At 70.0% G+C, this 2,315-nt stretch carries 1 protein-coding gene; it reads left to right on the top strand.

Features of this window, described 5'->3' with window-relative positions:
- Positions 1–2,315 (top strand): SDR family oxidoreductase (locus ACQ0O7_RS45105; RefSeq protein WP_430792101.1); only part of this gene is annotated, 2,315 nt, incomplete at both ends.

The raw sequence follows: 2,315 nt of genomic DNA on the forward strand, positions 1-2,315 counted from the left end.
CGACTGGCTGGCTGGTCCGGAGTTGGATGCCGGCTACTGGTACTCCTCGCTGCGGGAGACGGTGGAGTTCGACCGGGCGATCGGTGTGCTGACCGATTCCGGTCACGGCGTGTTCGTGGAGTGTTCTCCGCATCCGGTGTTGATCCAGGCTCTCGACGCCGCCGTCACGGTGGGAACTCTTCGTCGAGATGACGGTGGTGCGCAGCGTCTACTGCTGGCGTTCGCTGAGGCCTTCGTCAACGGCGTCGGCGTCGACTGGTCGAAGGTACTGGGCGCTGGAAACAAGGTCGAGCTGCCGACGTACGCGTTCCAGCGGCGCCGGTTCTGGCCCGAGGCGCCGGTGTCGAAGCGCCCGGCGTGGTCCGTCGACGACTGGCGTTACCGCATCACCTGGCAGCTGTCCGGGAGCAACGGTGTGGCGCCGGGGCTGTCCGGGACGTGGCTGCTGGTCGGCGCCGATCCGGCCGCGCCCGCGATCGCGGAGGCGTTGACCGGTCATGGCGCCGAGGTCGTGACGGCCGCCGCGCCGGGCGGCTGGACTGCGGAGACCTTGGCCGGGGTGAGCGGCATCGTGTCCTTGCTGGCGATCGACGAGACCCCGGAGACCGGCCACCCGTGGCTCGCTCGCGGCTTGGCGTCGACCGTCGACCTGGTACGTGAGGTGCGCGGATCCGATGTCGCCGTCCCGGTGTGGGTGCTGACCCGCGGGGCGGTGCGGGCCGGCGCCGGCGACACCACGACCAGCCCGGGCCAGACCGCGGTGTGGGGCCTGGGCCGCGCGATCGGGCTCGAACGGCCCGAACTCTGGGGCGGTCTGGTCGACCTTCCGGCCGAATTCACCGCCGAGGTGGCGAACGGCCTGGTGTCGGTACTGGCGCAGACCGTCGAGGATCAGGTCGCGGTGCGGTCCGAGGGGGTGTTCCTGCGCCGGCTGGTCCGTGCGGAGCGGCGTCGTTCGGCTCCGGCCCGGTGGTCGCCGCGGGGGACGGTGTTGTTGACCGGTGGCACCGGTTCGATCGGGGTCAGCGTGGGTGGCTGGTTGGCCGAGCGTGATGCTCAGCGGGTGGTGTTGACGTCGCGGTCGGGTCCGTCGGCGCCGAACGTCTCGGCGCTGGCGGCTTCGGTGGCCGAAGCGGGCACGGGTGTCGAGGTGATCAGCTGCGACCTAGGTGAAGCCGATCAGGTGGCCGGGATGGTGTCGTGGATCGAGGAGTCCGGTCCCGGGCTGTCGACCGTGCTGCACTCAGCCAATCAGCCTTACCTGGCGTGGGTCGAGGACACCGATCGTGAGGGTCTGGCCGCCGCGCTGGGTGCCAAGGCCGCCGGTGCCGTGCATCTCGATCAAGCCACCGCCGGCCTGGATGTCGACGAGTTCGTGCTGTTCTCGTCGATCTCGGCGACGTGGGGCAGCAACGATCACGGCGCCTACGCGGCCGGGAATGCGTTCCTGGACGGGTTCGCCGAGCAGCGCCGGGCGAGGGGCCTGCCCGCGACGTCGATCGCGTGGGGCGTCTGGAACAGCCGCGACTGGGATGCCGTCGACGCCGCCATGGCCCAGGGCGCCGGGGCGGTCACCCCGAGTCGTCTGCGCCGGCAGGGCATGAACTTCCTGGACACCGACCGCGCCCTGACCGCCCTGGGGGAGATCCTCACTCAGGACGAGACGTTCATCGCGGTCGCCGACGTGGAGTGGGAGAAGTTCGCTCCCGTCTTCCAGATGGCCCGGCCCCGTCCGCTGCTGGACACCATCGTCGAGGCGCGGGAACCAGCGAGTTCCACCACGGACCCGGAGACCCATAACGAGTACGCCTCGCGTCTGGCCGCGATGTCCGCCACCGAACGGCGTCGGACGCTCATCGAACTGGTACGTTCGCACGCCGCCGCGGTACTCGGATACGGCGTGGGTGAGGAGATCCCGGCCGAGCGGGCGTTCCGGGATGTCGGTTTCGATTCGCTGACCGCTGTCGAGCTGCGCAACCGGCTCAACACCGCGACTGGGGTACGGCTACCCGCCACCGTTGTCTTCGATCATCCCAACCCGACGGCCCTGGCCGACGAACTCCTCTCCGAGCTGTTCGGAACCTCGGCGACAGGCAGTGAGCCGGTGCCTCCGGTGGCTTTCGCCGCTCCGTCGGAGCCGATCGCGATCGTCGGGATGGCCTGCCGGTATCCGGGTGGGGTCAGCAGCCCCGAAGAGTTGTGGGAGTTGCTGGTCAACGGTGGTGACGCGATCTCGGGTTTCCCGGCGGATCGTGGCTGGGACGCGGCGGCGCTGTTCGACGCCGATCCGGACGCCGAGGGATCCACATATGTGA

Origin of the sequence: Actinoplanes sp. G11-F43 (genome assembly GCF_050589265.1) — a bacterium.
GTDB lineage: Bacteria > Actinomycetota > Actinomycetes > Mycobacteriales > Micromonosporaceae > Actinoplanes.